Genomic DNA, 24,496 nt, shown 5'->3' on the forward strand with positions numbered 1-24,496 from the left:
ACCGGACTGCGCTATACCCCGATTTGAAATTGGCTCCGTGACCAGGACTCGAACCTGGGACCCAATGATTAACAGTCATTTGCTCTACCGACTGAGCTATCACGGAACTACATATTTCAAGTTACAACCTTTACCGCACACTTCCATCGCTGAAAGCTTCCTCAACCAGGCTTTTGCATCGCTGCGTTCGCTTGTCTGAGGCGCGCTATTCTACAACTCTGAAAACCTCTGTCAACCCCTTAAATTGCTTTCAAGACAATGATTTGCAATCTTTTTTCCGAATTTCCCTTGTGGGAGAAATCCGAGGGGTGACGTGCTGCGGGGCGCACTTTACAAGCCTTTGCCCCTGAGTTCAACGCCCTATCGAAAAAAAGCCTTCGAAAATGCCGGGGGCCCCACAGGAGCCCCCGAACACTCAGGCAAACACGATCTCGTCGTTGACCACCGAGGCCGTCACGCTCGTTCCCGGCAGGAACCGCCCCGACAGGATCAACTGCGCCAACGGGTTCTCGATCCAGCGCTGAATCGCACGCTTGAGCGGCCGCGCGCCATAGACCGGGTCGTAACCCACCGCGATCAACTTGTCCAAGGCCTCGCTGCTCAGCTCCAGCTTCAGCTCGCGCTCCACCAGGCGACTGCGCAGGCGACCCAACTGGATCTCGGTGATACCAGCGATCTGATCCCGGGCCAAAGGCTCGAAAATCACCACCTCGTCGATCCGGTTGATGAACTCCGGCCGGAAATGCGTACTTACCGCATCCATCACCGCTGCCCGCTGCGCTTCACGATCCCCTACCAACTCCTGGATCTGCGCCGAGCCCAGGTTGGAGGTCATCACGATCACCGTGTTGCGGAAATCCACGGTACGCCCGTGGCTGTCCGTCAGGCGGCCGTCTTCCAGCACTTGCAGCAAAATGTTGAACACATCCGGGTGGGCCTTCTCGACCTCGTCCAGCAGGATCACCGAGTAAGGCTTACGCCGCACGGCCTCGGTCAGGTAACCGCCTTCCTCGTAGCCTACATAGCCCGGTGGCGCCCCGATCAGACGCGCCACGGAGTGTTTCTCCATGAACTCCGACATATCGATGCGCACCATGGCCTCTTCAGTATCGAAAAGGAATTCGGCCAGCGCCTTGCACAGCTCGGTCTTGCCCACGCCGGTCGGGCCTAGGAACATGAAGGAACCGCTCGGGCGGTTCGGATCGGACAAGCCGGCCCGGGAACGCCGTACCGCGTTGGCCACCGCCACCACCGCCTCGTTCTGGCCAATCACGCGCTGGTGCAGCAGGCTTTCCATCTTCAACAGCTTGTCGCGCTCGCCTTCGAGCATCTTGGACACCGGAATACCGGTCCACTTCGACACGACTTCAGCGATTTCCTCTTCGGTCACCTTGCTGCGCAGCAGCTGGTTCTCGCTCTTGCCGTGCTGGTCGACCATCTGCAGGCTGCGCTCCAGATCCGGAATCACGCCATATTGCAGCTCGGCCATACGGTTGAGATCGCCTTTGCGGCGTGCCGCCTCCAACTCCTGGCGCGACTGCTCGATTTTCTGCTGGATCTGCGCCGAGCCCTGCACTTCGGCTTTTTCCGAAGTCCAGATCTCTTCCAGGTCAGCGTACTCGCGCTCCAGGCGAACAATTTCTTCCTGGAGTTTTTCCAGGCGTTTTTTCGCCGCGTCATCGTCCTCTTTCTTCAAGGCCTGGGATTCGACCTTGAGCTGGATCAGCCGACGCTCCAGGCGATCCAGCACTTCCGGCTTGGAGTCGATCTCCATGCGGATGCGGCTGGCGGCCTCGTCGATCAGGTCGATGGCCTTGTCCGGCAACTGGCGGTCGGTGATATAGCGATGACTGAGCTTGGCCGCGGCGATAATCGCACCGTCGGTGATCGCCACCTTGTGGTGCACTTCATAACGCTCTTTCAGGCCACGGAGGATGGCAATGGTGTCCTCCTCGCTCGGCTCTTCCACCAGCACCTTCTGGAAGCGCCGCTCGAGGGCCGCATCCTTCTCTATATATTGGCGATATTCATTCAGCGTGGTCGCCCCGACGCAATGCAGCTCACCACGGGCCAGGGCCGGCTTGAGCATATTGCCCGCATCCATCGAGCCTTCTCCCTTGCCGGCGCCGACCATGGTGTGCAGTTCGTCGATAAACAGAATGATCTGCCCTTCCTGCTTCGACAGCTCGTTGAGCAGCGACTTCAGGCGTTCTTCGAACTCGCCGCGGTACTTGGCGCCGGCAATCAGCGCGCCCATGTCCAGGGACAGCAGGCGCTTGCCCTTCAGGCCATCCGGCACCTCGCCATTGATGATGCGCTGGGCCAGGCCTTCGGCAATGGCGGTCTTGCCCACGCCAGGCTCACCGATCAGCACCGGGTTGTTCTTGGTCCGCCGTTGCAGCACCTGGATCGTGCGGCGGATCTCGTCGTCGCGACCGATCACCGGGTCGAGCTTGCCCTCCTCGGCACGCTTGGTCAGGTCGACGGTGTATTTGTCCAGGGCCTGGCGCGCGCCCTCGGCGTTGGGGTCATTGACCGCCTCGCCGCCGCGCAGGTTGTTGATGGCATTCTCCAGGGCCTTCTTGCTCACGCCCTGGCCGAGCAGCAACTTGCCCAGCTTGCTGCTCTCGTCCATGGCGGCGAGCAACACCAGCTCGCTGGAGATGAATTGGTCACCCTTCTGCTGGGCCAGGCGATCGGCCTGGTTGAGCAGGCGCGCCAGATCCTGGGACATGTTCACGTCGCCGGTGGGATTCTGGATTTTCGGCAAGTGATCGAGCTCTTTGCTCAATTCCTTACGCAGGCTGTTGATGTCGAAACCGACCTGCAACAGCAGCGGCTTGATCGAGCCGCCCTGCTGCTCCAGCAACGCCTGCATCAAGTGTGCAGGCTCGATGGCCGGATGATCGAGGCCGACCGCCAGGGATTGGGCGTCTGACAACGCCAACTGCAATTTGCTGGTTAAACGATCTATACGCATGAGTCACCTTCCTTTGGAGCAGGCCGGAGCAAAGGACGCACCTGAATAAAGAAACCTGCCAGATGCCCAAGTAGATGCGGCCTATTCTGAGAGATTCAAGCGCCATGAGCTTGACGAAGATCAGAAGAGTCTAGTCTTCCAGCCAGATCAGGGAGGCAAAGCGACCGGTACGCGGACTGCGCCGGTAGGAGAAAAAGCGCGGATCGGTGACCGTACACAGCCCGCCGCCATGGACCGCGGTGATTCCGCGTGCAGCCAGACGCAGGCGCGCCAGGGCATAAATGTCGGCCATGAAGCGCCCGGCATTGACGCTGGGGACGAAGGCTTCGATTGTTTCAGGATGCGTAGAGAGAAAGGCTTCGCGCACTTCCGCCCCTACTTCGAAGGCTCCGGGACCAATGGCCGGGCCGAGCCAGACGAGGATTTGCGCGGCCGGCACGTCCAGTTGATCGACGGTGGCTTCCAGCACACCCGCAGCCAACCCGCGCCAACCGGCATGGGCAGCGGCTACGCGAGTGCCGGCACGGTCGCAAAACAACACCGGCAGGCAATCGGCGGTCATCGAGGTGCAGGCAACGCCCGGCGTACTCGTCCAACTGCCGTCGGCTTCGGCGGTCAGCGTCGGATCGGCTTCGACCACCCCGACACCGTGCACCTGGCGTAGCCAGGCGGGCTGAATAACAAAGGTATCAGTGAGACGACGGCGGTTTTCCGTGACGGCGAGCGGATCGTCGTCGACATGATCACCAAGGTTGAGACTGTCGAACGGCGCCAGACTGACGCCGCCCGCCCGCGTGGTCACGCAGGTCCTGACCCGCGCCGGCGCAGGCCAGTCGGGAATCAGGAAGTCACTCACCCGATGAACGCCTCGCGGTCCTGCTTGAGCAACGTCAGCAACCAGACGAAATCGTCCGGCAGTGGCGATTCCCAGCTCATGCGCTTACCGCTGGTCGGATGATCCAACTCGAGGAAACGCGCGTGCAGGGCCTGGCGCGGGAAGTTTTTCAGCGAATCGACCATGGTCACGCTGGCCGCCGGCGGAATGCGGAAGCGACCGCCGTAGGCCGGATCGCCGACCAACGGGAAGTTGATGTGGGCCATGTGCACGCGAATCTGGTGGGTACGACCGGTTTCCAGCTTCACCCGGACATGGGTGTGGGAACGGAAGCGCTCCAGCACGCGATAGTGACTCACCGCCTGCTTGCCGCCTTCCATCACCGCCATGCGCTGGCGCTGCTGGCCGTGACGACCGATGGGGGCATTGATCTTGCCGCCGGCGGTGACCACGCCGATCACGATGCATTCGTAGATCCGGCTGACGCTGCGGCTCTGCAATTGCGTGACCAGCTGCGTCTGCGCCTGGATAGTCTTGGCGACCACCATCAGACCGGTGGTGTCCTTGTCCAGGCGGTGCACGATACCCGCACGCGGCACATTGATAATGTCCGGCACGTGGTGCAGCAAGGCGTTGAGCAAGGTGCCATCAGCGTGACCGGCAGCCGGATGCACCACCAGGCCCGCAGGCTTGTTGATCACCAGGATGTCGTCGTCTTCATAGACGATATCGAGTTCGATGTCTTGGGCGATCCATTCACCCTGAGCTTCCTGCTCGGCAATCAGTTCAAGAACAGCGCCACCATGGACAATGTCTCGCGGGCGGATAACCGCGCCATCCACAGTCAGGCGGCCGTCTTTGATCCAGGCGGAAAGGCGCGAGCGAGAGTGCTCAGCGAAGAGTTGGGCGGCGACTTGATCGAGGCGTTGGCCGCCCAGTTCGGACGGCACCTCTGCGCGAAGTTCAATTTTATCGGACATGCTCGGACTAGGCGTCGGCACAGCCTTTGGTTTCGGCTGCGCGCTTGTGGTTAAATACGGCGTCTTTTGCCCCGAGGCTATCAACGGGGCACTCATCATAACAGGACGGCCCCGCCCAAGACAGCGGCCGTCATAGGGACGCAAGCCGCCATGCAAGTGAGACACCTGCTGCTGATCGCCATCCTCGCACTGACTGCTGCTTGCTCGTCGAAGGAAGTCGTCGACGAAAACTTGAGCGAAGTCGAGCTGTACCAGCAGGCGCAGGCCGACCTGGACAACCACAGCTATACCAGCGCCACCGCCAAGCTCAAGGCTCTGGAGTCGCGTTATCCGTTCGGTCGCTACGCCGACCAGGCCCAGCTCGAACTGATCTACGCCAACTACAAGAATGGCGAACCGGAGGCTGCCAAGTCGGCCGCCGAGCGTTTCATTCGCCTGCACCCGCAACATCCGAACGTGGACTACGCCTACTACCTCAAGGGCCTGACCTCGTTCGACCAGGACGTCGGCCTGCTGTCGCGTTTCCTGCCGCTGGACATGACCAAGCGTGACCCGGGCGCGGCGCGTGACTCCTACAACGAGTTCGCCCAGCTCACCAGCCGCTACCCGAACAGCCGCTACGCGCCGGACGCCAAGCAGCGCATGATCTACCTGCGCAACCTGCTGGCGGCCTACGAGATCCATGTGGCTGACTACTACCTGACCCGTCAGGCCTATGTCGCCGCCGCCAACCGCGGTCGCTATGTAGTGGAAAACTTCCAGGAAACCCCTTCGGTCGGTGACGGCCTGGCGGTGATGGTCGAGTCGTACCAGCGTCTGCACCTGGACGAACTGGCGGCTACAAGCCTTGAAGTGCTGAAAACCAACTACCCGACCCATCCATCGCTGGTGGACGGTCAGTTCGTGCCACGGGTCGCCGAGGCCGACAACCGCTCGTGGATTAGCAAGGCCACCTTGGGCCTGATCGAATCCCGTCCACCGCTGCCGCCGGGCGAAACCCGCGCCAACCAGGACGTGGTCAAGCAGTTCCAGGACGCCAAGGATACGATCCCTGCCGACCTGAAGCCGCTGGAAGGCGATGCTGCCCAGGAAGAGCAACATGAGGCCGAAGGCAGCAAAGGCAGCAGCAACCGCTCCTGGTTCAGCTACATGACCTTCGGCGTGTTCGACTGAGTCACGCCTCTAAAGGTTTGTGGTGTTAGCCATACGCCATCGTGCGTAAGAAAAGAGCCTTTCGAGGCTCTTTTTTTTGCCTTCGCAACGCCCCCCACCAAATGCGCTGTGCGCCCGGCATGTCCTTGGCTAAACTGCCGGATCATTTGCCAATAAGCGGGTTGCCATGGTTCGCCTACTGTTCTGGATTGCACTGATTGCGGCCGCCGTATGGTTCTGGCGCAAATTCAATCGACCCACCGCCCCCTCCCGCCCGGCAGACACACTGGAAGCCGCCCCCATGGTCCGCTGTGCCCACTGCGGCGTGCACCTGCCTCGCGACCGAGCCCTGAGCGTGCGACAGGACTGGTATTGCAGCCAGGCCCACCTCGAGCAAGGCCCGGGCCCTCGTGAGCGCTGAGACCTTCAGTCTCGGCGGCGCCCAGGCCCAGCGCCTGTTACGGCTTTATCACCTCTACCGTCTGAGTATCGGCATCGCCCTGGTCTTGCTGATTTCCAGCAAGATGGACGACAAGCTGCTGGAGCTGGCCGACGGCGAACTGTTTCGCACCGGCAGCTGGATCTACCTGATCCTGAATATCCTGGTGGTGGCCCTGCTGGAAAACCCCAAGCGCCAGGCCCAGGTCTTCGCCCTGGCGCTGGCGGATGCGGTGATGCTGTCCGGACTGTTCTATGCCGCCGGCGGCGCACCGAGCGGCATCGGCAACCTGCTGATCGCCTCCGTGGCCATCAGCAACGTGCTGCTGCGCGGTCGCATCGGCCTGCTGATCGCCGCCGTCTCGGCCATCGGCATCATCTACCTGACGTTCTACCTGAGTTTCAGCCGTCCGGACGCAGCCAACTATTACGTACAGGCCGGCTTGCTCGGGGTCTTGTGCTTCGCTGCCGCGGTACTGGTACAGGGCCTGACCCGACTGCTGGCAGTGAGCGAAAACCTCGCCGAACAACGTGCCAGCGACGTCACCAACCTGGAAGAGCTCAACGCCCTGATCCTGCAACGCATGCGCACCGGCATCCTGGTGCTCGACGAGCAACACCGGGTGCAGCTCGCCAACCAAGGAGCGCTGACACTGATGGGCGAGCAGGACCTGAGTGGTCACGTGCTCGACGCCTATTCCCTGGAATTGGTCGAGCGCCTGCAAGTCTGGCAAAGCAATCCGGCGTTACGCCCGCGCAGCCTGAAGATCCTCGGTGCCGGTCCGATCCTGCAACCCAGCTTCATCGCGCTGAAACGCGGCGAGCAAACCCAGACGCTGATCTTCCTCGAAGACCTCTCGCAGATCGCCCAGCAGGCCCAGCAGCTCAAGCTCGCGGCCCTCGGGCGCCTGACCGCCGGCATTGCCCATGAGATCCGCAACCCGCTGGGCGCCATCAGCCACGCGGCTCAACTGCTGCAGGAGTCGGAGCAGATGCCGGAGGCGGACCACCGTCTCACGCAGATCATCCAGGACCAATCCAAACGCATGAATCTGGTGATCGAGAACGTGCTCCAGCTATCCCGGCGGCGCCAGACGCAGGCGCAACTGCTCGACCTCAATGAGTGGCTGCAAGCCTTTGTCAACGAATGGCGCGAGCGCTCCCGGCCCAAACAGTGCCTGCACCTGCAAATCGACGACGCATCCCTGCAAACCCGCGCCGATCCGCTGCAACTGGCCCAGGTGCTGAACAACCTGCTGGAGAACGGCCTGCGCTACAGCGCCCAGCTGCATGAACTGGCGCAGGTCTGGCTGATCTTGGCAATGGACCCGAACAACGGGCTGCCGACGCTGGAAGTCCTGGATAACGGGCCCGGCGTCGCAGCCGAGCAGCGCCAACACCTGTTCGAACCGTTCTTCACCACCGAAAGCCAGGGCACCGGCCTTGGCCTCTACCTGTCCCGGGAGCTATGCGAAAGCAACCAGGCGCGCCTAGACTACTCGGTACGCCAAGGCGGCAGTTGCTTTCGCATCACCTTCGCTCACGCACGTAAACAGAGTTGAACATGAGCCCACGGCAGAAGATCCTGATCGTCGACGATGAACCGGATATCCGCGAACTCCTGGAAATAACCCTGGGCCGGATGAAACTCGATACCAGCAGTGCCCGCAACGTGGCGCAAGCCCGGGAAAAGCTGGCCCAGGAAAACTTCGACCTGTGCCTGACCGACATGCGCCTGCCGGACGGCACCGGCCTTGAGCTGGTGCAGCACATCCAGCAACGTTATCCCCAGTTGCCAGTGGCGATGATCACCGCCTATGGCAGCCTCGACACCGCGATCAACGCCCTGAAATCCGGCGCCTTCGACTTCCTGACCAAACCGGTGGACCTGGCGCGCCTGCGCGAACTGGTCGCCAGTGCCTTGCGCTTGCCGACCAGCGGTAGCAAGCCGCCGTCCATCGACAGCCGGCTGCTGGGTGATTCACTGCCCATGCGCGCCCTGCGCAAACAGATCGACAAACTGGCCCGCAGCCAGGCACCGGTCTATATCAGCGGTGAATCGGGCAGCGGCAAGGAACTGGTGGCGCGACTGATCCACGAACAGGGGCCACGCGCCGAGCGGCCGTTCGTGCCGGTGAATTGTGGGGCGATTCCGGCCGAACTGATGGAAAGCGAGTTTTTCGGCCATCGCAAAGGCAGCTTTACCGGCGCCGTGGAGGACAAACCGGGGCTGTTCCAGGCGGCCAATGGCGGCACGCTGTTTCTCGATGAAGTCGCCGACCTGCCACTGGCCATGCAGGTCAAGCTGCTGCGCGCCATTCAGGAAAAGGCCGTGCGCAGTGTCGGCGGCCAGCAGGAGGAAATCGTCGATGTGCGGATCCTCTGCGCCACCCACAAGGACCTGAACGCCGAAGTCAGTGCCGAGCGTTTTCGTCAGGACCTCTACTATCGCTTGAATGTCATTGAATTACGGGTGCCATCCTTGCGCGAACGTCGCGACGATATCGAGCCCCTGGCCACCAATGTCCTCAATCGGCTGGCCTCGGGTAGCGGCATGCCGGCGGCCCGACTGCATCCGCTGGCACTGGATACGCTCAAGGGCTACCGCTTTCCCGGTAACGTGCGGGAATTGGAGAACATGCTCGAACGGGCCTACACCCTGTGTGAAAACGAACAGATCGAAGCCGGCGACCTGCGCCTGGCCGAGGGTGGCGGGAGCTACGCGCAAGTCGGGGAACCGAGCCTGGCACAGATCGACAACCTGGAGGACTACCTGGAAAGCGTAGAGCGCAAGCTTATCCTCCAGGCCCTGGAGGAAACCCGCTGGAACCGCACAGCGGCGGCCCAGCGCTTGAACCTGTCATTTCGTTCGATGCGCTATCGGCTCAAGAAGCTTGGGCTGGATTGAGCGCTCATCGGCTGACGCGGTTATTGTAGGAGCCGGCTTGCTGGCTCCTACAAGTTTGCTGCCTTCGGCAGTTTCAGATCCGGCCTCCAGGGGCATAAGGCGCCGGATCGATGATCGGCTCACGCCCCAGCAACAGATCGGCAAACAGCTGGCAGGACGCCGGTGCCAGCACCAGCCCGTTGCGATAATGCCCGCAGTTCAGCCATAGCCCTTCGAAGCCCGGAACCCGGCCGATATAAGGAATGCCCTCGGGCGAACCCGGCCGCAATCCTGCCCAGTGCCCGACCACCTCAGCCTGCGCCAACGCCGGAATCAACTCGACCGCCGAAGCCTTGAGGCTTTCCAGCGCCGACAACGTCGGCGTCTTGTCGAAGCCTTCATGCTCCAGCGTGCTGCCCACCAGGATATGCCCGTCACGCCGGGGAATCGCATAACGGCCTTTCGCCAGGACCATACTCGACAGAAAATCCGCCGCGCACTTGTAGAGGATCATCTGGCCCTTGACCGGCTCCACCGGCAGCGCCAGCCCCAGGCTGCCCAACAGTTCGCCGCTCCAGGCGCCCGCCGAGAGCACGACCTGATCGGCACGCAGCTCGCCGATGGCCGTGCGCACGCCGACCACGCGCTCGCCTTCACGGATAAACCCGGCGACTTCACACTGCTCGCGAATCGTCACATTGGGTAAGGCCTGCAAGGCTGCCTTGAGGGATTTCACCAGGCGCGGATTACGCACATTGGCAACATCGGCCATGTAGATGGCCCGGGAGTAGCCCCCGCCCATCACCGGTACCGCATCGTGAACCGCCGAGATATCCACCGCGCTCAGGGGGCGCTGCTCACGTTCGGCCCAGGCCAGGGCCTCGGCTTCGTCGTCCAGGTCGAGCCAGTAAAGACCGGTGGTATGCACCTCAGGGTCGACACCGGTGGCGGCGAAGAGGCGCTCGCCCAGTTGTGGATAGAAGTCCTGGGACCAATGGGCCAGGGCCGTGACCGCCGGACTGTAGCGCCACGGGTACAGCGGAGAAACGATACCTCCGCCCGCCCAGGAAGACTCCTGACCGAGGCCGGATCGATCCAGCAGCGTCACTTGCCCGACCTCGGCGGCCAGATTGAAGGCAGTCAGCAGGCCAATCACGCCGCCGCCGATGATTACCACATGTTGTTGCCCGGCCATCGCATCATCCAACCAGAAAAGGAAACAGGCGCCAGGGTGCGCCCACAAAAGCCTCAACGCCCCCAGCAGTCCTTGGTCGTCGCGCCCACGGAGCCAGGATTACCCCGCTGCCCAGTGTTGTCGAGTGTGTAATTGCCGCACATGTCGCCCACCATCATCGACCCCGTGCTCGGCGTGGCCGTCAGTGTGAAAGTCGTGGCCGTGGAGGCGACCGAGATGGTGTAGTAGCTATTGCCCGCGCTCAGGCCAGTCGCGTTGAGATAGGTCGCGTTCCTGGTGTAGAACCGCTCCAGTGTCTGCGCCTGCTCGGAAATCAACTCGGCGATTTCGTAGCGATGGGTCTTTTTCACATACGAGAGGTAGTTGGGATAAGCCACGGCCGCCAGGATGCCGACCACCGCCACGGCGATCATCAGCTCGATCAGGGTGAAACCGCTACTGATTCTACGCATTGAGTCACTCACTGTAATTGACGCCACATGATACGACGGTTGTTCACACCACCGAGCTCCAACGGACCACCTGGCCCACCCGGCCCACCCGGCAGCCCCATCAACATTTGTGAACCATCGGAATTACTCATTAGCCCGGCCAGGTTCGGTACCCCGCCAACGAAGTTCATCCCACTGATAGTCTGGTCACTGGCATTGACCTTGCGGTCGCCATTGGTGTCCAGCACCGGATAGGTCAGCATCGCCCCGGTGACGGCGTCGACATCCATGAAGCGCCCCGACCCCGCACTTGAACAGGGGTCAGTGGTATCGACAATCGCCGTGGTGAAAAACAGCCGGCCAAAACTCAGCACCGCCGGATAGATCACCCGCTCCCCGGTCAGCACACTGTTGATCACCAGGGAGAAGTAGAAACCTTTCTTGCTGGTGTAGTCGACGGTGTTCTGACTGGAGGTGAAATACACGCTGCCGGCGGCGGGCGCATTGATGGTCTGCGCCACCAGGCTGCTTTCCGTGATGCTGGCAGCGGTGCCATCGTTGTCGAGCACCGCATAGAACGCCTGGCGTGCTGTGCTAGTCTTGTCCGCCGTTTCGCTGAGCTTGCCGGTGCCGAAATAGACCAGCTTGCCCTGTCCTGGCAGATTGCCAATCACCGGCTGAGCCGTAATCGGCTGCGCCGAGCCGCCCGAGGCGGTGAACAGCGGCGCCCCCGAGAAGGCGACTTTCCAGCTGGCCGGGGACAAAGCGGTCAGATCGAACTTCCACATCTGCCCCTTGAGATCACCGCCATAGGCATACAGCACCTGGCTTTGCGCATTGACGCGCAGCTTCACCGAACTCAAGCCATTGTTGCCCGTGGTATCGACAGGAATCTCGGTGATCACCGAACCATCTTTCATATCCAGCACCAGCAACGAAGCGACACCGTTGAAACTGCCGTAGCCGTTGCCAATAAACGCCGCCCAACGACCATCCTGCAAACGCGCCACTTCCGGCTTGGCGTAGGCATAGCCCAGGTTGTTGTATTTGTTGCCGGTGGTGAAAACATCCGGGGCCTTGATATCCCACAAGGCATTGATGGTGTTGCCGGCCGTCGCGTCGTACAGCTGAATCGCGAAGAACGCCTTGCCGCCCGCCCCCACGCCACCCACGGCAATGGTCTTCCAGGTCGTACCGGGCTTGGCGTCCACCACAGAAATCTGGCCATCGGCGAGGAATTTGTGGGTCGTGCCATTGATATAGGCAGGGTCGGCCACGTAGTGCAGGTTAGTCATCACACTGGAGGGCATGTAGGCATAAAGACGATTGCCCGAGGTCGGATTGATAACGTTGAAGAAGCCGTCGTTGGCGTTCACCACCAGGCGCGACGCCATCCCTGTGGCGGAAGACTTGCCGTCCAGGTAAGCCGTATAGCTGGTGTCCCCGGTGAGATCGGACGCCGTATGGTCGGTGGGTGACGCATAGGCCAGACGCGAATTGATGATATCGCCAAGGAGTACGGTGCGAACCTTGAGGCCGGTCTTGTTGACACCTACGCTCCACTGCACCAGATCGTTGCCGCTGATCCCCGTGGGCAGGCTGGCGCTCAGGGCGGTCTGCTGGGTCGTGGAGAAATTGGCATATGCCAGGGTGATCGCCAGGTTTGTGCCGGTATTCCAGGATTGGAAGGTCGCTGTATTGGTGCTCCCCGGAATAATGGTGGTGTCGGTCGTCCAGTTCGCGTTGGTATTGAGCGCCCCGTTAGTGCCGAATCCAAAGGCCTTGATGGTCCCACGCCAGTCGGTTGGGTCGTACTGGGAGGTGTAGTAAAGCGAGCCGGTGTTGAAGTTCGACGAACTGGTGGCACCACCACCACCGGAGCCGGCCTTGGACGTGATGTCGTTCAGGGCTGACGACAAGGCAGCGTTGAGACCGGCACTGTCAGTGGCCTGATAGTAAATGCCGCGGCCATAGGTCGCCGTATCGGCAAGCATCTGATTGGCGGCGGTGAAACCCACGGTGTAAGTGAACATGTTCTGTTTGGGGAAGTCACTCGCATCCCAGCTTTTGCCGGCGGCATCGCTGCCGGCCGAGCGCATATCGATGTCATAAGCGAACTTGGCGATGTCGTCCAGAAACAGCGAGTCGCCTTCATTGTCCCCGCCCAACGGGTTGTTGCCGTCGTTGTTGATGCCGTCCCAGTTCGGAAGATTCGATCCCCCCAGCGGGTCATTGCCGGGAAAGGTCCGGTCATAGGTCGGAAAGCCGTCAGTGATCACCACGCCATAGTTTTTCTGGCAACGGTACTGGATCGGGCTGGTGTAGGTGGTCGGCGTCGAGTTGTAGTAGGGCGTCATGCCACGAAAATAACGGGTGATCTCGTAATAGGTTTCAGCCAGCGGCGTGTTGGCGATGGCCGCCAGGCCGCTGATGGAGGTCAGCAGCGCGTTGTAGTTGGCATCCGCCTGGGTCTGGGTGGTCGAACTGGTCACCGACAAGTCGCTGATGGCCCGGGCAATATAACCGCCGGGACCAGGATCGCGGCTGTTGGGCGGATTGAACGTCGCGAGGCCAATGCGCAGGTTGCGGTTGCTGGTCACCAGCGCCGAGGACACGTTACGCGCCACGTTGACCCGGTAATCATTGGGGATCGAACCATCGGTGTAGTCCTTGGTCGTCCCTGTCATCTGGGTGATCAAGTAGGAAAGGTATTGGTTGGAGATACGAGTATTGCCACCACCCACCGGGTCGGGCAGCTTGAGGCAGTAGACCGTGTTGCTGGTGCCGATCTTGAACCCGTCGTAGTTCGACGCACAGGGCCCCGGGTAGAAGCTGCTGATGAACTGGTTGTCACTGGTCATGTCCAGTGCGGTCACACTGTTGCAGCTGGAGTACGAGTAGCAGTTGTAGACCTGAGGCCGGGTGGTGACCGTAGGATCGTAGCCTGTCGGCCAGATCAGGTTGTTCATGCTGCCGGAGTCATCCACCAGCAACATCACGTTCGGCGGCACGGAACCGGCGCTCAACAACGGTGAGTCGGAGGGCGTGAAAGCATAGGCCGGAGCACTGAGATACAGCCCCAGAAAGCCCCCCGCCAGCCAGGGCATCAGCTTCGAGCGCAGGCGATCCAGGCGCTTACTTCTTGACATAGATGCTCTCCAGCACGGTTTTCGAGGTGCCTTGCACACCCACGCCGGTAATTCGGTAGAGGGTCCAGGGCAGGCTGTCTTCCATGCCTGCCAGGTTCATGTTCACCGGGTCCTTGGTGGTACCCAGCTTCTGGATGCCATAAAAACCGCCGCTGCTCGCCACCCAGGTCACCCCGGAAGTACTGTTCGCTCCCGCAACCAGTGGCGTGTTCGGGTCCACCGCCTCGGCCGGCGGCGCGCACTTCGTCGTGTTCGGGCACACGGCCAGGCTGTAGGCCTGTGCCTGGACAATGGTTTCCCCGGCCCTCAGCGCCGTTTCGGCGAACTGGAAAGACTCGTTGCGCAACTTGACGCTGCCAGCCATTTTTTCCTGCAGGTTGGCGTTCTGCATTGACGAGATGCCGATCAGGGTCAGCAGCAGCAGGAATACCAGGCTGACCAGCAGGGCCATGCCGCGCTGTGCGCCCGAGCTCGGGACGGAGTAATGATTCATGGGCATCCGCCTTATCTCAACCGATTGCGCACAGCAGCCGCGACACTGAAGGTCTGGTTGCGCACTTTGCTGGCGGGGTCCTGCAAGGTCAGGGTCAGGCGCACGCTACGGATCAGCGCCGGGTTGCTCGGGGTCGCGGAGTAACTGGAAGCCACGGTATCGAGCGGGGTCTTGGCCATGCCGAAGAGCACGCTGAACGCGTTCACATTGTTGATCAGTGCCTGGGCGCCGAGATAGATCTGGTTGGTCTTGAAGGTATAGGCCACTTGCCGGAGCGGAATGGCGATCTGCCCTGCCGCTGGCGCAACCACTCCGTCGTTTGCCGTGGAAAGCACCAGGCAATCGGACAACACCGTCCAGTTCTGCCCGATGCCATTCGCCCCCACATCCGCGGTGACCAGGGTCAGGATATTGTTGGTGCTGTCCCAGGTGATCGGGTTCGCCATCGCCGTGGTGTAGGTCTTCGAAGCACTCGAGTCCGCCACGGTTCCCACGCACCCGATCATGCCAACCATACGGATTTCCTGGAGCATCTTGCTCAACACGAAACGCGCGTCCTCCTGCATGCCCGCAGAAGCCGTCTGGCTGGTGTAGGTGGACTTGGCCGCGACAAAAATCTGAGTGATACCGGCGATCACCACCAACCCCAGGGTCAGGGCAATCATGAGTTCGATCAGGCCGAAGCCTCTGGACTGAGTCTTCATGTTCCCGTCCATACAGTGGCGATCTGGCTGACCAGGGTAAAGGTGATATTCGCGGTACCCGCGTTGCTGGTCCCGGCAGCGATATTGGCCGCGTTGGCCGCTCGCGAGTCGTCCCAGGTGATAGTGATGGTAACCACGCCGTTGGCGACCGCTACCGACCCAGTCGGTGTGGTGCCACCGAGGTTATTCACGTTGTTGGCGAAGTCCGACAGGTCCTGGTCGCGCACGCCGGATATCGTGGTCGGTGCCGAGGCCAGGCTGGCCATTTGATAGTCACCGCCAGGATTCGAGCACGGGCTGAACGCAGCATTCGAGCAGGGATTGGCGCGAATACGATCAAGCAGGTCATAGGCAATGAAACTGGCCTGGGTGCTCATCGTCGAACTGTCGGTATACCTCAGGGCATTGAGTTGTAGCGCCGCCGCGCCAAGCAGACCTACTGCGAGGACCAGCATGGCAACCAGCACCTCGATCAGGGTCACCCCGACCTGATGATGACGCTTCATGGGCAACTCCCATTGAGCGCGATCCGTCCCGTGAGACAGACGCTGAGGGTATTGGTATAGGCGCCTTCGACAAACGACAGGGTGACCGCCGTTGCAGGGGAAACCAGGGCCCCGAGGTTGTTGAACTCGATGAAGGTGACCGTGCTGGTCGTCATCGTCGCGCTGCTCGACATGGCCGGCACCACCCGCAATACGTTCGCCCGCAAATTGGTTCCGGTGGTCGCTCCCGTCGTGGTGCTCTGCCCACTCGTCCAATCGCTCCCGGCTCCGCTGGTGGGACCGATACGCACGTTCACGCCGCGATTGATGGCTTCCAGACGGGTGTAGTTCAACGCGCGCTGCAAGTCACTTGCCTCGGAATCGGCCCGGGTTCTCTGGACGCTACTGGTAAAGGAAGGCGCGGCAACGGCCGCAAGAACTGCCAGCACGGCTATGGCGATCATCAGCTCAACCAAGGTAAACCCTTTGGTACCTTGAAACATATGCGCACCCTCCCGCCCAGTGCTCTGGACTATAACTAGCCTTACCGTCCAAACCACCCGGCGACAGGATATACGGTTGTTTTGGATGGACCAGTGCACATGGACCGTGCAATGAAAATAAACAGGGAGGTGTTCGACATGCCGCAGCGTGGCCTGAGCCTGATTCAACTGTTAATCGGACTGAGCCTGATCGCCTTGCTCGCGCATCTGGCCATGCCGTCCTTCCGGGGGACCGTCGATGCCCACCGCAGGCAAGTCTCGGCCGAGGAACTGATGACCGGTCTGCGAACCGCCAGGACCGAAGCGATCCTGCGCCAGCGCGATGTGGTGATCCATGCGCTGGAAGAAGATTGGAGTCGGGGCTGGCGAATCATTGTCGACCGCAGCGGACAAGGCCACCTGGACCCGGACAACCCGGTGCTGGTTGAACGACGTAGCGATGGACTGACACCGATCAAAGGCAACCGATGGCTCGAGCAGTTTATCCGCTTCACCCCTCTCGGCTCGCTCAACCCGCAAAACGGCGCCTCGATGGGTGGGACGCTGCATGTCTGCGCCAGGGACCAAGCGCTCAGCCACTATCAGCTCGTGCTGGCGAAGACCGGCCGGATCAGGCTCGAAAAGAGAGAAATACCCGAGGCGCTATGCGCCTCCCCGGGCTTACAACAAGGAGCGAACGCGTAGTTCCTTGGGCATGGAGAAGGTCACGTTCTCTTCACGCCCGGCCAACTCATCGGCACCGGTCGCACCCCAGGCCTGAAGCTGCTGGATCACGCCACGCACCAGCACTTCCGGTGCCGAAGCCCCGGCGGTGATGCCGATCCGCTCGACACCGTCGAACCAGCTGCGCTGCAGGTCTTCGGCACCGTCGATCAGGTAGGCCGGCGTCGACATGCGCTCGGCCAGCTCGCGCAGGCGATTGGAGTTGGAACTGTTCGGGCTGCCCACCACCAACACCACATCGCATTCGTCCGCCAGTTGCTTGACCGCGTCCTGACGGTTCTGCGTGGCGTAGCAGATGTCGTCCTTGCGCGGTCCGCCAATGGCCGGGAAACGCGAGCGCAGGGCATCGATAACGCGGCTGGTGTCGTCCATGGACAAGGTGGTCTGGGTCACGAACGCCAGTTTTTCCGGGTTGCGCACCTGCAAGGCAGCGACGTCTTTCTCGTCCTCCACCAGGTAGATCGCACCGCCGTTGGCGTCGTCGTACTGGCCCATGGTGCCTTCGACTTCCGGGTGGCCGGCGTGGCCGATCAGGATGCATTCACGACCGTCGCGACTGTAGCGCGCCACTTCGATATGCACCTTGGTCACCAGCGGACAGGTCGCGTCGAATACCTTCAGGCCACGGCCCGAGGCTTCCGTGCGTACGGCCTGGGAAACGCCGTGGGCACTGAAGATCACGATCACGTCATCCGGGACCTGCTCCAGCTCTTCGACGAAGATGGCGCCACGGGCACGCAGGTCTTCGACGACAAATTTGTTGTGGACCACTTCATGGCGCACGTAGATCGGCGGGCCGAAGACTTCCAGGGCCCGGTTGACGATTTCGATCGCCCGGTCCACGCCAGCGCAGAAGCCACGGGGGTTGGCGAGTTTGATGTGCATGCTGTGCCTCGTGTCTTGCGCGCAAGGGGAAATATTAAAGCGCCTTGACCTCGATGATCTCGACATCGAAGGTCAGGGTCTTGCCCGCCAGCGGGTGATTGAAGTCGACGGTCACCTGGGCGTCGTCGAAAGCCTTCACCACACCCGGCAGCTCGGTATTGGCCGCATCGTTGAAGATCACCAGCAAACCTTCCGACAGCTCCATGTCCTGGAACTGCGAACGCGGGATGACCTGCACATTCTGCGGGTTTGGCTGGCCGAAAGCATTTTCCGGGGCCACGGTCAGGTTACGCTTGTCGCCGGCCTTGAAGCCGAACAACGCCACCTCGAAGCCCGGCAGCAGGTTGCCGTCGCCGACCTTGAAGGTCGCCGGGGCCTTGTCGAACGTACTGTCGACGGTGTCGCCGTTTTCCAGGCGCAAGGCGAAGTGCAAGGTGACCTGGGTGTTCTGACCGATGCGTTGCTCAGCCACTGCGTGTTCAGTCATGAACGGGTTCTCCGGACTTTTTACTCTTGAACATATCCAGCGCCAGCATCACCGCACCGACGCTGATGGCGCTGTCGGCAAAGTTGAACGCCGGGAAGTACCAGCGGTTCTGCCAGTGCACCAGGACGAAGTCGATCACATGCCCCAGGGCAATACGGTCGTACAGGTTGCCCAGGGCACCGCCGAGCACCAGCGCCAGCGCAATCGCCAGCCAGGTTTCGTTGCGCCCCAGGCGCTTGAGCCAGACCACCAGCACGGCGCTGACCACCACCGCGATCAGCGCGAACAGCCAGCGCTGCCAACCGGAGCTTTCAGCCAGGAAGCTGAAGGCCGCACCAGTGTTGTAGGCCAGGGTCCAGCTGAAGTAATCGGGGATGATCACGATCTGCTGGTACAGGGACAGCGAGCTTGCGAAGTGGAGCTTGCTGACCTGGTCGATGACCAGGACCAGCACGCTCAACCACAGCCAGCCCAGGCGGCCGAAACGGCCAGCGCGGGTATTAGGCATAGTGGCGCACCTCGCCTTCGCCGCTGATATTGTCCACGCAACGACCGCAGATTTCCGGATGCTCCGGGTTGACCCCGACATCCTCGCGGTGATGCCAGCAACGGGCACACTTGGCATGGGCGGACTTGACCACCTTGAGCTTGAGCCCGGCCACTTCGGTGACCACCGCATCCGCCGGAGCCAGCGCGAATGGCGCAACGGTCGCGGTGGAGGTGATCAGGACGAAACGCAGTTCGTTGCTCAGCTTGCCCAGGTCGGCCACCAGGGCCTCTTCGGCGAACAGGGTCACTTCGGCCTGCAGGTTGCCGCCGATGGCCTTGGCCGCCCGCAGGTTTTCCATTTCCTTGTTGACCGCGACCTTGACCGCCATGATCCGCTCCCAGTAGGCGCGGTCCAGTTCGAAGCCTTCCGGCAGCTCGCTGAGGCCTTCATACCAGGTGTTGAGCATGACCGACTCGTTGCGCTCGCCCGGCAGGTACTGCCACAGCTCGTCGGCGGTGAAGGCCAGGATCGGCGCGATCCAGCGCACCAGCGCTTCGCTGATATGGAACAGCGCGGTCTGGCACGAACGCCGGGCCTTGCTGTTGGCGCCGGTGGTGTACTGGCGGTCCTTGATGATGTCGAGGTAGAAACCGCCCAGCTCCTGCACACAGAAGTTGTGCACCTTGGAGTAGACGTTCCAGAAACGGTATTCGCCGTAGTTCAGTTCCAGCTCGCGTTGCAGCAGCAGCGCGCGGTCCACGGCCCAACGGTCCAGGGCGAGCATCTCATCGGCCGGCAACAGGTCGGTGGCCGGGTTGAAGCCGCTCAGGTTGGAGAGCAGGAAACGCGCGGTGTTGCGGATCCGCCGGTAGGCGTCGGCGCTGCGTTGCAGGATCTGGTCGGAGACCGCCATCTCGCCCGAGTAGTCGGTCGAGGCGACCCACAGGCGCATGATGTCGGCGCCCAGGGTGTCGTTGACTTTCTGCGGCGCGATCACGTTGCCCAATGACTTGGACATCTTGCGACCGGCCTCGTCGACGGTGAAACCGTGGGTCAGCAACTCGCGGTACGGCGCGTGGTTGTCGATGGCGCAACCGGTCAGCAGGGACGAGTGGAACCAGCCGCGATGCTGGTCCGAACCTTCCAGGTACAGGTCGGCCCGTGGACCGCTCTCATGGCCCATCGGGTGCGAACCGCGCAGCACGTGCCAGTGGGTGGTGCCGGAGTCGAACCAGACATCGAGGGTGTCGCTGATCTTGTCGTACAGCGGCGCTTCGTCGCCCAGCAGCTCGGCGGCGTCCATCTTGAACCAGGCTTCGATGCCTTCGACTTCGACGCGCTGGGCCACCTGCTCCATCAACTCGGCGGTACGCGGGTGCAGCTCGCCGCTTTCCTTGTTCAGGAAGAACGGGATCGGCACGCCCCAGTTGCGCTGACGGGAGATGCACCAGTCCGGACGGTTGGCGATCATCGAGTGCAGGCGCGCCTGGCCCCAGGCCGGGACGAACTGGGTCTCTTCGATGGCCTTGAGCGCCCGCTCACGCAGGGTGTCACCGGCCACCGGGGCCTTGTCCATGCCGATGAACCACTGCGCGGTAGCGCGGTAGATCAGCGGAGTCTTGTGGCGCCAGCAGTGCATGTAGCTGTGGCTGATGGTTTCGGTATGCAACAGCGAGCCGACTTCGCTCAGCTTGTCGACGATGCCCGCGTTGGCCTTGAAGATGAACTGGCCGCCGAAGAACTCCAGGGACTCGGCATACACGCCGTTGCTCTGCACCGGGTTGAGGATCTCATCGTTGACCATGCCGTACTGCTTGCAGATCTTGAAGTCGTCCTCGCCGTAGGCCGGAGAGCAGTGAACGATACCGGTACCGGCGCCCAGCTCGACGTAGTCGGCCAGGTACACCGGCGACAGGCGGTCATAGAACGGGTGACGGAAGTTGACCAGTTCCAGGGCTTCGCCCTTGGCAATCGCCAGTACCGAGCCTTCCAGCTTATAGCGCGCCAGGCACGACTCCACCAGTTCTTCGGCCAGCACCAGCAGGCGGTCACCGACATCCACCAGGGCATAGTTGAATTCCGGGTGAACGTTCAGCGCCTGGTTGGCCGGGATGGTCCACGGGGTGGTGGTCCAGATCACGACGGCCGTCGGCTTGGCCAGGGACGGCAAGCCGAACGCGGCAGCCAGCTTGTCCTGGTCGGCAATCGGGAAGGCCACGTCGATGGTCGAGGACTTCTTGTCCTGGTATTCGACTTCGGCTTCAGCCAGGGCCGAACCGCAATCGAAACACCAGTTCACCGGCTTGAGGCCCTTGAACACGAAACCGCCCTTGACGATTTCGGCGAGGGCACGGATTTCGCCGGCCTCGTTCTTGAAGTCCATGGTCTTGTAGGGGTTGGCGAAGTCGCCAAGCACACCCAGGCGGATGAATTCGGACTTCTGCCCGTCGATCTGCTCGGTGGCGTAGGCGCGGCACAGTTCGCGGGTCTTGTCCGCGCCCAGGTTCTTGCCATAGGTCACTTCGACCTTGTGTTCGATCGGCAGGCCATGACAGTCCCAACCCGGCACATACGGGGCATCGAAGCCGGCCAGGGTCTTGGAACGGATAATCATGTCCTTGAGAATCTTGTTCAGCGCATGACCGATGTGGATCGTGCCGTTGGCGTACGGAGGACCATCGTGAAGAATGAACTTCGGGCGATCCTTGCCAATTTCGCGCAACTTCCCGTACAGGCCTATGCTGTCCCAGCGCTGCAGAATCTGCGGTTCGCGCTGTGGCAGGCCGGCCTTCATCGGGAAGGCGGTGTCCGGAAGGTTAAGCGTGGCTTTGTAGTCGGTCATTTCAGGCTCTTTTTAAGCGGTGAACCCTGCCAATGGGCACGGGCGGCGGCGACGTCCGCATTGATCGCCGTCTTGAGCGCCTCCAGGGAGGCGAATCGCTGCTCATCGCGCAGCTTGTGGTGGAAAACCACGGTCAAACGCCGGTCATAGAGATCACCGGTAAAATCCAGCAGGTGCACTTCCAGGTGGGCACTGCCATCCCCCGAAACCGTAGGCCGCACGCCGATATTGGCGACACCCGGCCACGGCTGGCCGTCGATCTCGACGCTGACCAGGTAAACCCCGGTCAACGGCACACGACGGCGCTTGAGCTGCACATTGGCGGTCGGCGTGCCCAGTTGGCGCGCCAGCTTCTGGCCATGCAGCACCCGTCCGGCAATGCGGAACGGGCGACCGAGCAAGCGCTCGGCCAGGGCAAAGTCCGCCGCCGCCAGGGCATTACGCACCTGGGTGCTGCTGACCCGCAGGCCATCGAGTTCGACGGTCTGCGCCGCCTCGACGGTGAAACCGCGAGCGTTGCCAGCCTGTTGCAGGAACTCGAAATCGCCGACACGATCACAGCCGAAGCGGAAATCGTCGCCGACTTCCAGATGCTGCACACCGAGACCGTCCACCAGGATGGTATCGACGAACTCGGCGGCGCTGAGTTTGCTCAGGCGCTGGTTGAAGGCCAGGCACAGGACCCGGTCGACGCCCTCGGCGGCCAGCAGCTTGAGCTTGTCGCGCAGGCGCGCCAGACGCGCCGGGGCGGTGTCCGGAGCAAAGAATTCGCGGGGCTGCGGCTCGAAAATCACCACGCAGCTGGGTACACCCAACTCCAGCGCACGCTCGCGCAGTCGGGCCAGGATAGCCTGGTGACCACGGTGAACACCGTCAAAGTTGCCAATGGTGGCGACGCAACCCCGATGCCGGGGGCGCAGGTTGTGAAGGCCTCGAACCAGCTGCATAACGCGCTTCTTGCTCATAAAGTGGTCGATTATAACCACACCCGGCGGCCGACGACAGGCAACAGCACTACCCAAATCGATCGAACCGACAAAACTCTTATCCACGACGCTCCCACGGGGGCGACCTGCGCTACGTCAACAACTTGCGATTGAAATGCCGCAGACGCAGGCCCATCGCCGCCAGCATGCCGAAATAGGCCACTACGCCGGCCACCACCAGGGCGCCCAAACGCAGGAAACGCTCGAGCATGTGCCCCTGGTCCCAGGCCGGCATGAAGTGCATCAGCCCCAGCAATACCGCGGACATCACCGCCACCGCCAGCACCAGTTTCAGCAGATAGACGCCCCAACCCGGCTGCGGCACAAAGAGTTGCTGCTTGCGCAATTGCCAGAACAACAGCCCGGCGTTGATGCAGGCCCCGGCACTGATTGCCAGCGCCAGCCCGGCGTGGGCCAAGGGCCCGATAAAGACCAGGTTGAGCAACTGGGTGACGGTCAGGGTGAAAATCGCGATCTTCACCGGTGTGCGAATGTTCTGCTGCGCATAGAAGCCGGGCGCCAGCACCTTGATCATGATGATGCCCAGCAAGCCCAGGGAGTAGGCGACCAGCGCACGCTGGGTCATGGAGGCATCGAAGGCACTGAACTGGCCGTACTGGAACAGCGCAACCGTCAGCGGCTCGGAGAGAATCGCCAGCGCCAGGGAACACGGCAGCACCAGCACGAAGCACAGGCGCAGGCCCCAGTCGAGAATCCGCGAATACTCGTGGCGGTCCTTGCTGGCATAGGTTTTCGACAGGATCGGCAACAGAATGGTACCCAGGGCCACACCGAGCACGCCGGACGGCAACTCCATCAAGCGGTCGGCGTAGTACATCCAGGACACCGACCCCGCCACCAGGAAAGAGGCGAAGATGGTATTGATGATCAGCGAGATCTGGCTCACCGAAACGCCGAGAATCGCCGGCAGCATCTGCTTCATCACCCGCCAGACACCGGCATCACGCAGATTCAACCGCGGCAGCACCAGCATGCCGATCTTTTTCAGGCTCGGCAGCTGGTAGAGCAACTGGGCCAGGCCACCGGCCAGCACCGCCCACCCCAGGGCCATTACCGGCGGGTCGAAGTACGGCGTCAGGAACAGGGCAAAAATGATCATGCTCACGTTCAGCAGCGTCGGCACGAAGGCCGGCACCGAAAAGCGGTTCCAGGTATTGAGGATCGCCCCCGCCAGGGACGACAGCGAGATCAGCAATATATAAGGAAACGTCACCCGCAACAGGTCGGAGGTCAGCTTGAATTTCTCCGGCGTGTCGGTGAAACCCGGCGCCGTGGCCCAGATCACCCAGGGCGCGGCAACCATGCCCAGCACCGTCACCAATGCCAGCACCAGGGTCAGCAGGCCGCTGACATAGGCAATAAAGGTGCGGGTCGCCTCCTCGCCCTGCTGGCTCTTGTATTCCGCCAGGATCGGCACGAACGCCTGGGAAAACGCACCCTCGGCAAAGATCCGCCGCAGCAGGTTGGGCAGCTTGAAGGCGATAAAGAAGGCATCGGTGGCCATTCCGGCCCCGAAGATACGCGCGATAATCGTATCGCGAACGAAGCCCAGAACCCGGGAAATCATCGTGATAGAGCTGACAGCAGCCAACGATTTGAGCAGATTCATTAAAAGAGTGTGCGCCTTTGGAGAAAGAGCAGGCGAACAAAGCGCCCAGTTGTGCGATACTCCGCGCCGCAACAGCACAGAGCCAAAGCTCGCGAGTTTACAGGTCAGGCGCCGGAAATAAATCACCCGTCACTTCAAGATCGACCACTCAGCGGAACGCATCACCTGCCCTTGACAAGTCTCCAACTCATCGGCATGATTCGCGGCCTATTTTGTTTGCT

The 24,496-nt window shown here is 61.7% G+C and carries 21 protein-coding genes and 1 tRNA gene; 5 read left to right on the top strand and 17 right to left on the bottom strand.

What is annotated here, in order from left to right; translation table 11 throughout:
• Nucleotides 1-30 precede the first annotated feature (30 nt).
• The 4 genes from CWE01_RS15490 to rluD all read right to left on the bottom strand — a co-directional run bounded on the left by CWE01_RS15490 (nt 31) and on the right by rluD (nt 4,795).
• Nucleotides 31-106 (bottom strand) — tRNA-Asn (locus CWE01_RS15490).
• Between the two features lie 309 nt (nt 107-415).
• Entirely contained in the window at nt 416-2,980 is a 2,565-nt protein-coding gene (gene clpB / locus CWE01_RS15495; protein ID WP_100941416.1) for an ATP-dependent chaperone ClpB, read from the bottom strand.
• A gap of 130 nt (nt 2,981-3,110) precedes the next feature.
• Nucleotides 3,111-3,836: a peptidoglycan editing factor PgeF gene (gene pgeF / locus CWE01_RS15500; protein WP_100941417.1), complete on the bottom strand. Its 726-nt coding sequence runs from the start codon at nt 3,834-3,836 to the stop codon at nt 3,111-3,113.
• A complete protein-coding gene (gene rluD / locus CWE01_RS15505) occupies nt 3,833-4,795 on the bottom strand; it encodes a 23S rRNA pseudouridine(1911/1915/1917) synthase RluD (protein ID WP_100941418.1) in 963 nt (320 codons plus the stop codon). The genes pgeF and rluD overlap by 4 nt, the downstream gene beginning before the upstream one ends.
• Nucleotides 4,796-4,945: 150 nt before the next feature.
• Between rluD and CWE01_RS15510 the strand changes: the two genes are divergently transcribed.
• The 4 genes from CWE01_RS15510 to CWE01_RS15525 all read left to right on the top strand — a co-directional run bounded on the left by CWE01_RS15510 (nt 4,946) and on the right by CWE01_RS15525 (nt 9,293).
• Nucleotides 4,946-5,968: an outer membrane protein assembly factor BamD gene (locus tag CWE01_RS15510; protein ID WP_100941419.1), complete on the top strand. Its 1,023-nt coding sequence runs from the start codon at nt 4,946-4,948 to the stop codon at nt 5,966-5,968.
• A 166-nt stretch (nt 5,969-6,134) separates the two neighbouring features.
• Nucleotides 6,135-6,368 (top strand): PP0621 family protein, encoded by a 234-nt coding sequence (locus CWE01_RS33865; RefSeq protein ID WP_100941420.1) that lies wholly within the window; start codon nt 6,135-6,137, stop codon nt 6,366-6,368.
• Nucleotides 6,358-7,947 carry a PAS domain-containing sensor histidine kinase gene (locus CWE01_RS15520; RefSeq protein WP_100941421.1) on the top strand — a complete coding sequence of 530 codons (1,590 nt, stop codon included), beginning with the start codon at nt 6,358-6,360 and terminating at the stop codon, nt 7,945-7,947. Before CWE01_RS33865 ends, CWE01_RS15520 begins: the two co-directional genes overlap by 11 nt.
• A 2-nt stretch (nt 7,948-7,949) precedes the next feature.
• Nucleotides 7,950-9,293 (top strand): sigma-54 dependent transcriptional regulator, encoded by a 1,344-nt coding sequence (locus tag CWE01_RS15525; RefSeq protein ID WP_100941422.1) that lies wholly within the window; start codon nt 7,950-7,952, stop codon nt 9,291-9,293.
• Between the two features lie 73 nt (nt 9,294-9,366).
• On the opposite strand, the gene thiO is transcribed toward CWE01_RS15525, so the two are convergent.
• The 7 genes from thiO to CWE01_RS15560 are packed head-to-tail and all read right to left on the bottom strand — an operon-like array spanning nt 9,367 to nt 16,232.
• The gene (gene thiO, locus CWE01_RS15530) at nt 9,367-10,467 is read right to left on the bottom strand and encodes a glycine oxidase ThiO (protein WP_100941423.1); all 1,101 of its coding nucleotides are present in this window, start codon (nt 10,465-10,467) and stop codon (nt 9,367-9,369) included.
• Between the two features lie 53 nt (nt 10,468-10,520).
• A complete protein-coding gene (locus CWE01_RS15535) occupies nt 10,521-10,919 on the bottom strand; it encodes a type IV pilin protein (RefSeq protein ID WP_100941424.1) in 399 nt (132 codons plus the stop codon).
• Nucleotides 10,920-10,927: 8 nt separating this feature from the next.
• Nucleotides 10,928-14,047, bottom strand: coding sequence for a PilC/PilY family type IV pilus protein (locus CWE01_RS15540; protein WP_100941425.1), 3,120 nt, complete (start codon nt 14,045-14,047; stop codon nt 10,928-10,930).
• Nucleotides 14,034-14,540 carry a PilX N-terminal domain-containing pilus assembly protein gene (locus tag CWE01_RS15545; RefSeq protein WP_100941426.1) on the bottom strand — a complete coding sequence of 169 codons (507 nt, stop codon included), beginning with the start codon at nt 14,538-14,540 and terminating at the stop codon, nt 14,034-14,036. Before CWE01_RS15545 ends, CWE01_RS15540 begins: the two co-directional genes overlap by 14 nt.
• Nucleotides 14,541-14,551: 11 nt before the next feature.
• The gene (locus tag CWE01_RS15550; protein WP_100941427.1) at nt 14,552-15,244 is read right to left on the bottom strand and encodes a PilW family protein; all 693 of its coding nucleotides are present in this window, start codon (nt 15,242-15,244) and stop codon (nt 14,552-14,554) included.
• A complete protein-coding gene (gene pilV / locus CWE01_RS15555) occupies nt 15,241-15,750 on the bottom strand; it encodes a type IV pilus modification protein PilV (protein WP_100941428.1) in 510 nt (169 codons plus the stop codon). Before pilV ends, CWE01_RS15550 begins: the two co-directional genes overlap by 4 nt.
• Nucleotides 15,747-16,232 carry a GspH/FimT family protein gene (locus CWE01_RS15560; protein WP_100941429.1) on the bottom strand — a complete coding sequence of 162 codons (486 nt, stop codon included), beginning with the start codon at nt 16,230-16,232 and terminating at the stop codon, nt 15,747-15,749. Before CWE01_RS15560 ends, pilV begins: the two co-directional genes overlap by 4 nt.
• Nucleotides 16,233-16,331: 99 nt before the next feature.
• Between CWE01_RS15560 and CWE01_RS15565 the strand changes: the two genes are divergently transcribed.
• Entirely contained in the window at nt 16,332-16,916 is a 585-nt protein-coding gene (locus CWE01_RS15565) for a GspH/FimT family pseudopilin (RefSeq protein ID WP_256579363.1), read from the top strand.
• Here the strand turns inward: CWE01_RS15565 and ispH are convergent.
• From ispH to murJ, 6 genes are all read right to left on the bottom strand, one after another.
• The gene (gene ispH / locus CWE01_RS15570; protein ID WP_100941430.1) at nt 16,893-17,840 is read right to left on the bottom strand and encodes a 4-hydroxy-3-methylbut-2-enyl diphosphate reductase; all 948 of its coding nucleotides are present in this window, start codon (nt 17,838-17,840) and stop codon (nt 16,893-16,895) included. The two genes, CWE01_RS15565 and ispH, sit on opposite strands and share 24 nt — an antisense overlap.
• A gap of 34 nt (nt 17,841-17,874) precedes the next feature.
• Nucleotides 17,875-18,312 carry an FKBP-type peptidyl-prolyl cis-trans isomerase gene (gene fkpB / locus CWE01_RS15575; protein ID WP_177145078.1) on the bottom strand — a complete coding sequence of 146 codons (438 nt, stop codon included), beginning with the start codon at nt 18,310-18,312 and terminating at the stop codon, nt 17,875-17,877.
• Nucleotides 18,313-18,319: 7 nt separating this feature from the next.
• Nucleotides 18,320-18,835 (bottom strand): signal peptidase II, encoded by a 516-nt coding sequence (gene lspA, locus CWE01_RS15580; RefSeq protein ID WP_100941432.1) that lies wholly within the window; start codon nt 18,833-18,835, stop codon nt 18,320-18,322.
• Nucleotides 18,828-21,659, bottom strand: a complete 2,832-nt coding sequence (gene ileS / locus CWE01_RS15585) for an isoleucine--tRNA ligase (RefSeq protein WP_100941433.1) — start codon at nt 21,657-21,659, stop codon at nt 18,828-18,830. The genes lspA and ileS overlap by 8 nt, the downstream gene beginning before the upstream one ends.
• Nucleotides 21,656-22,606, bottom strand: a complete 951-nt coding sequence (gene ribF, locus CWE01_RS15590; RefSeq protein ID WP_100941434.1) for a bifunctional riboflavin kinase/FAD synthetase — start codon at nt 22,604-22,606, stop codon at nt 21,656-21,658. Before ribF ends, ileS begins: the two co-directional genes overlap by 4 nt.
• Nucleotides 22,607-22,736: 130 nt before the next feature.
• A complete protein-coding gene (murJ, locus tag CWE01_RS15595) occupies nt 22,737-24,275 on the bottom strand; it encodes a murein biosynthesis integral membrane protein MurJ (RefSeq protein ID WP_100941435.1) in 1,539 nt (512 codons plus the stop codon).
• Between the last annotated feature and the right edge of the window lie 221 nt (nt 24,276-24,496).

This window comes from Pseudomonas sp. QS1027, assembly GCF_002814235.1.
Taxonomy (GTDB): domain Bacteria; phylum Pseudomonadota; class Gammaproteobacteria; order Pseudomonadales; family Pseudomonadaceae; genus Aquipseudomonas.

What these genes read in the sequence shown, in the direction of transcription:
- CWE01_RS15540 (WP_100941425.1), bottom strand. Translation starts at nt 14,047, where the DNA reads ATGTCAAGAAGTAAGCGCCTGGATCGCCTGCGCTCGAAGCTGATGCCC.
- ribF (WP_100941434.1), bottom strand. Translation starts at nt 22,606, where the DNA reads ATGCAGCTGGTTCGAGGCCTTCACAACCTGCGCCCCCGGCATCGGGGT.
- CWE01_RS15550 (WP_100941427.1), bottom strand. Translation starts at nt 15,244, where the DNA reads ATGAAGACTCAGTCCAGAGGCTTCGGCCTGATCGAACTCATGATTGCC.
- pilV (WP_100941428.1), bottom strand. Translation starts at nt 15,750, where the DNA reads ATGAAGCGTCATCATCAGGTCGGGGTGACCCTGATCGAGGTGCTGGTT.
- CWE01_RS15545 (WP_100941426.1), bottom strand. Translation starts at nt 14,540, where the DNA reads ATGAATCATTACTCCGTCCCGAGCTCGGGCGCACAGCGCGGCATGGCC.
- CWE01_RS33865 (WP_100941420.1), top strand. Translation starts at nt 6,135, where the DNA reads ATGGTTCGCCTACTGTTCTGGATTGCACTGATTGCGGCCGCCGTATGG.
- clpB (WP_100941416.1), bottom strand. Translation starts at nt 2,980, where the DNA reads ATGCGTATAGATCGTTTAACCAGCAAATTGCAGTTGGCGTTGTCAGAC.
- lspA (WP_100941432.1), bottom strand. Translation starts at nt 18,835, where the DNA reads ATGCCTAATACCCGCGCTGGCCGTTTCGGCCGCCTGGGCTGGCTGTGG.
- CWE01_RS15510 (WP_100941419.1), top strand. Translation starts at nt 4,946, where the DNA reads ATGCAAGTGAGACACCTGCTGCTGATCGCCATCCTCGCACTGACTGCT.
- CWE01_RS15525 (WP_100941422.1), top strand. Translation starts at nt 7,950, where the DNA reads ATGAGCCCACGGCAGAAGATCCTGATCGTCGACGATGAACCGGATATC.
- CWE01_RS15560 (WP_100941429.1), bottom strand. Translation starts at nt 16,232, where the DNA reads ATGTTTCAAGGTACCAAAGGGTTTACCTTGGTTGAGCTGATGATCGCC.
- ileS (WP_100941433.1), bottom strand. Translation starts at nt 21,659, where the DNA reads ATGACCGACTACAAAGCCACGCTTAACCTTCCGGACACCGCCTTCCCG.
- CWE01_RS15565 (WP_256579363.1), top strand. Translation starts at nt 16,332, where the DNA reads ATGGACCGTGCAATGAAAATAAACAGGGAGGTGTTCGACATGCCGCAG.
- rluD (WP_100941418.1), bottom strand. Translation starts at nt 4,795, where the DNA reads ATGTCCGATAAAATTGAACTTCGCGCAGAGGTGCCGTCCGAACTGGGC.
- CWE01_RS15535 (WP_100941424.1), bottom strand. Translation starts at nt 10,919, where the DNA reads ATGCGTAGAATCAGTAGCGGTTTCACCCTGATCGAGCTGATGATCGCC.
- thiO (WP_100941423.1), bottom strand. Translation starts at nt 10,467, where the DNA reads ATGGCCGGGCAACAACATGTGGTAATCATCGGCGGCGGCGTGATTGGC.
- ispH (WP_100941430.1), bottom strand. Translation starts at nt 17,840, where the DNA reads ATGCACATCAAACTCGCCAACCCCCGTGGCTTCTGCGCTGGCGTGGAC.
- murJ (WP_100941435.1), bottom strand. Translation starts at nt 24,275, where the DNA reads ATGAATCTGCTCAAATCGTTGGCTGCTGTCAGCTCTATCACGATGATT.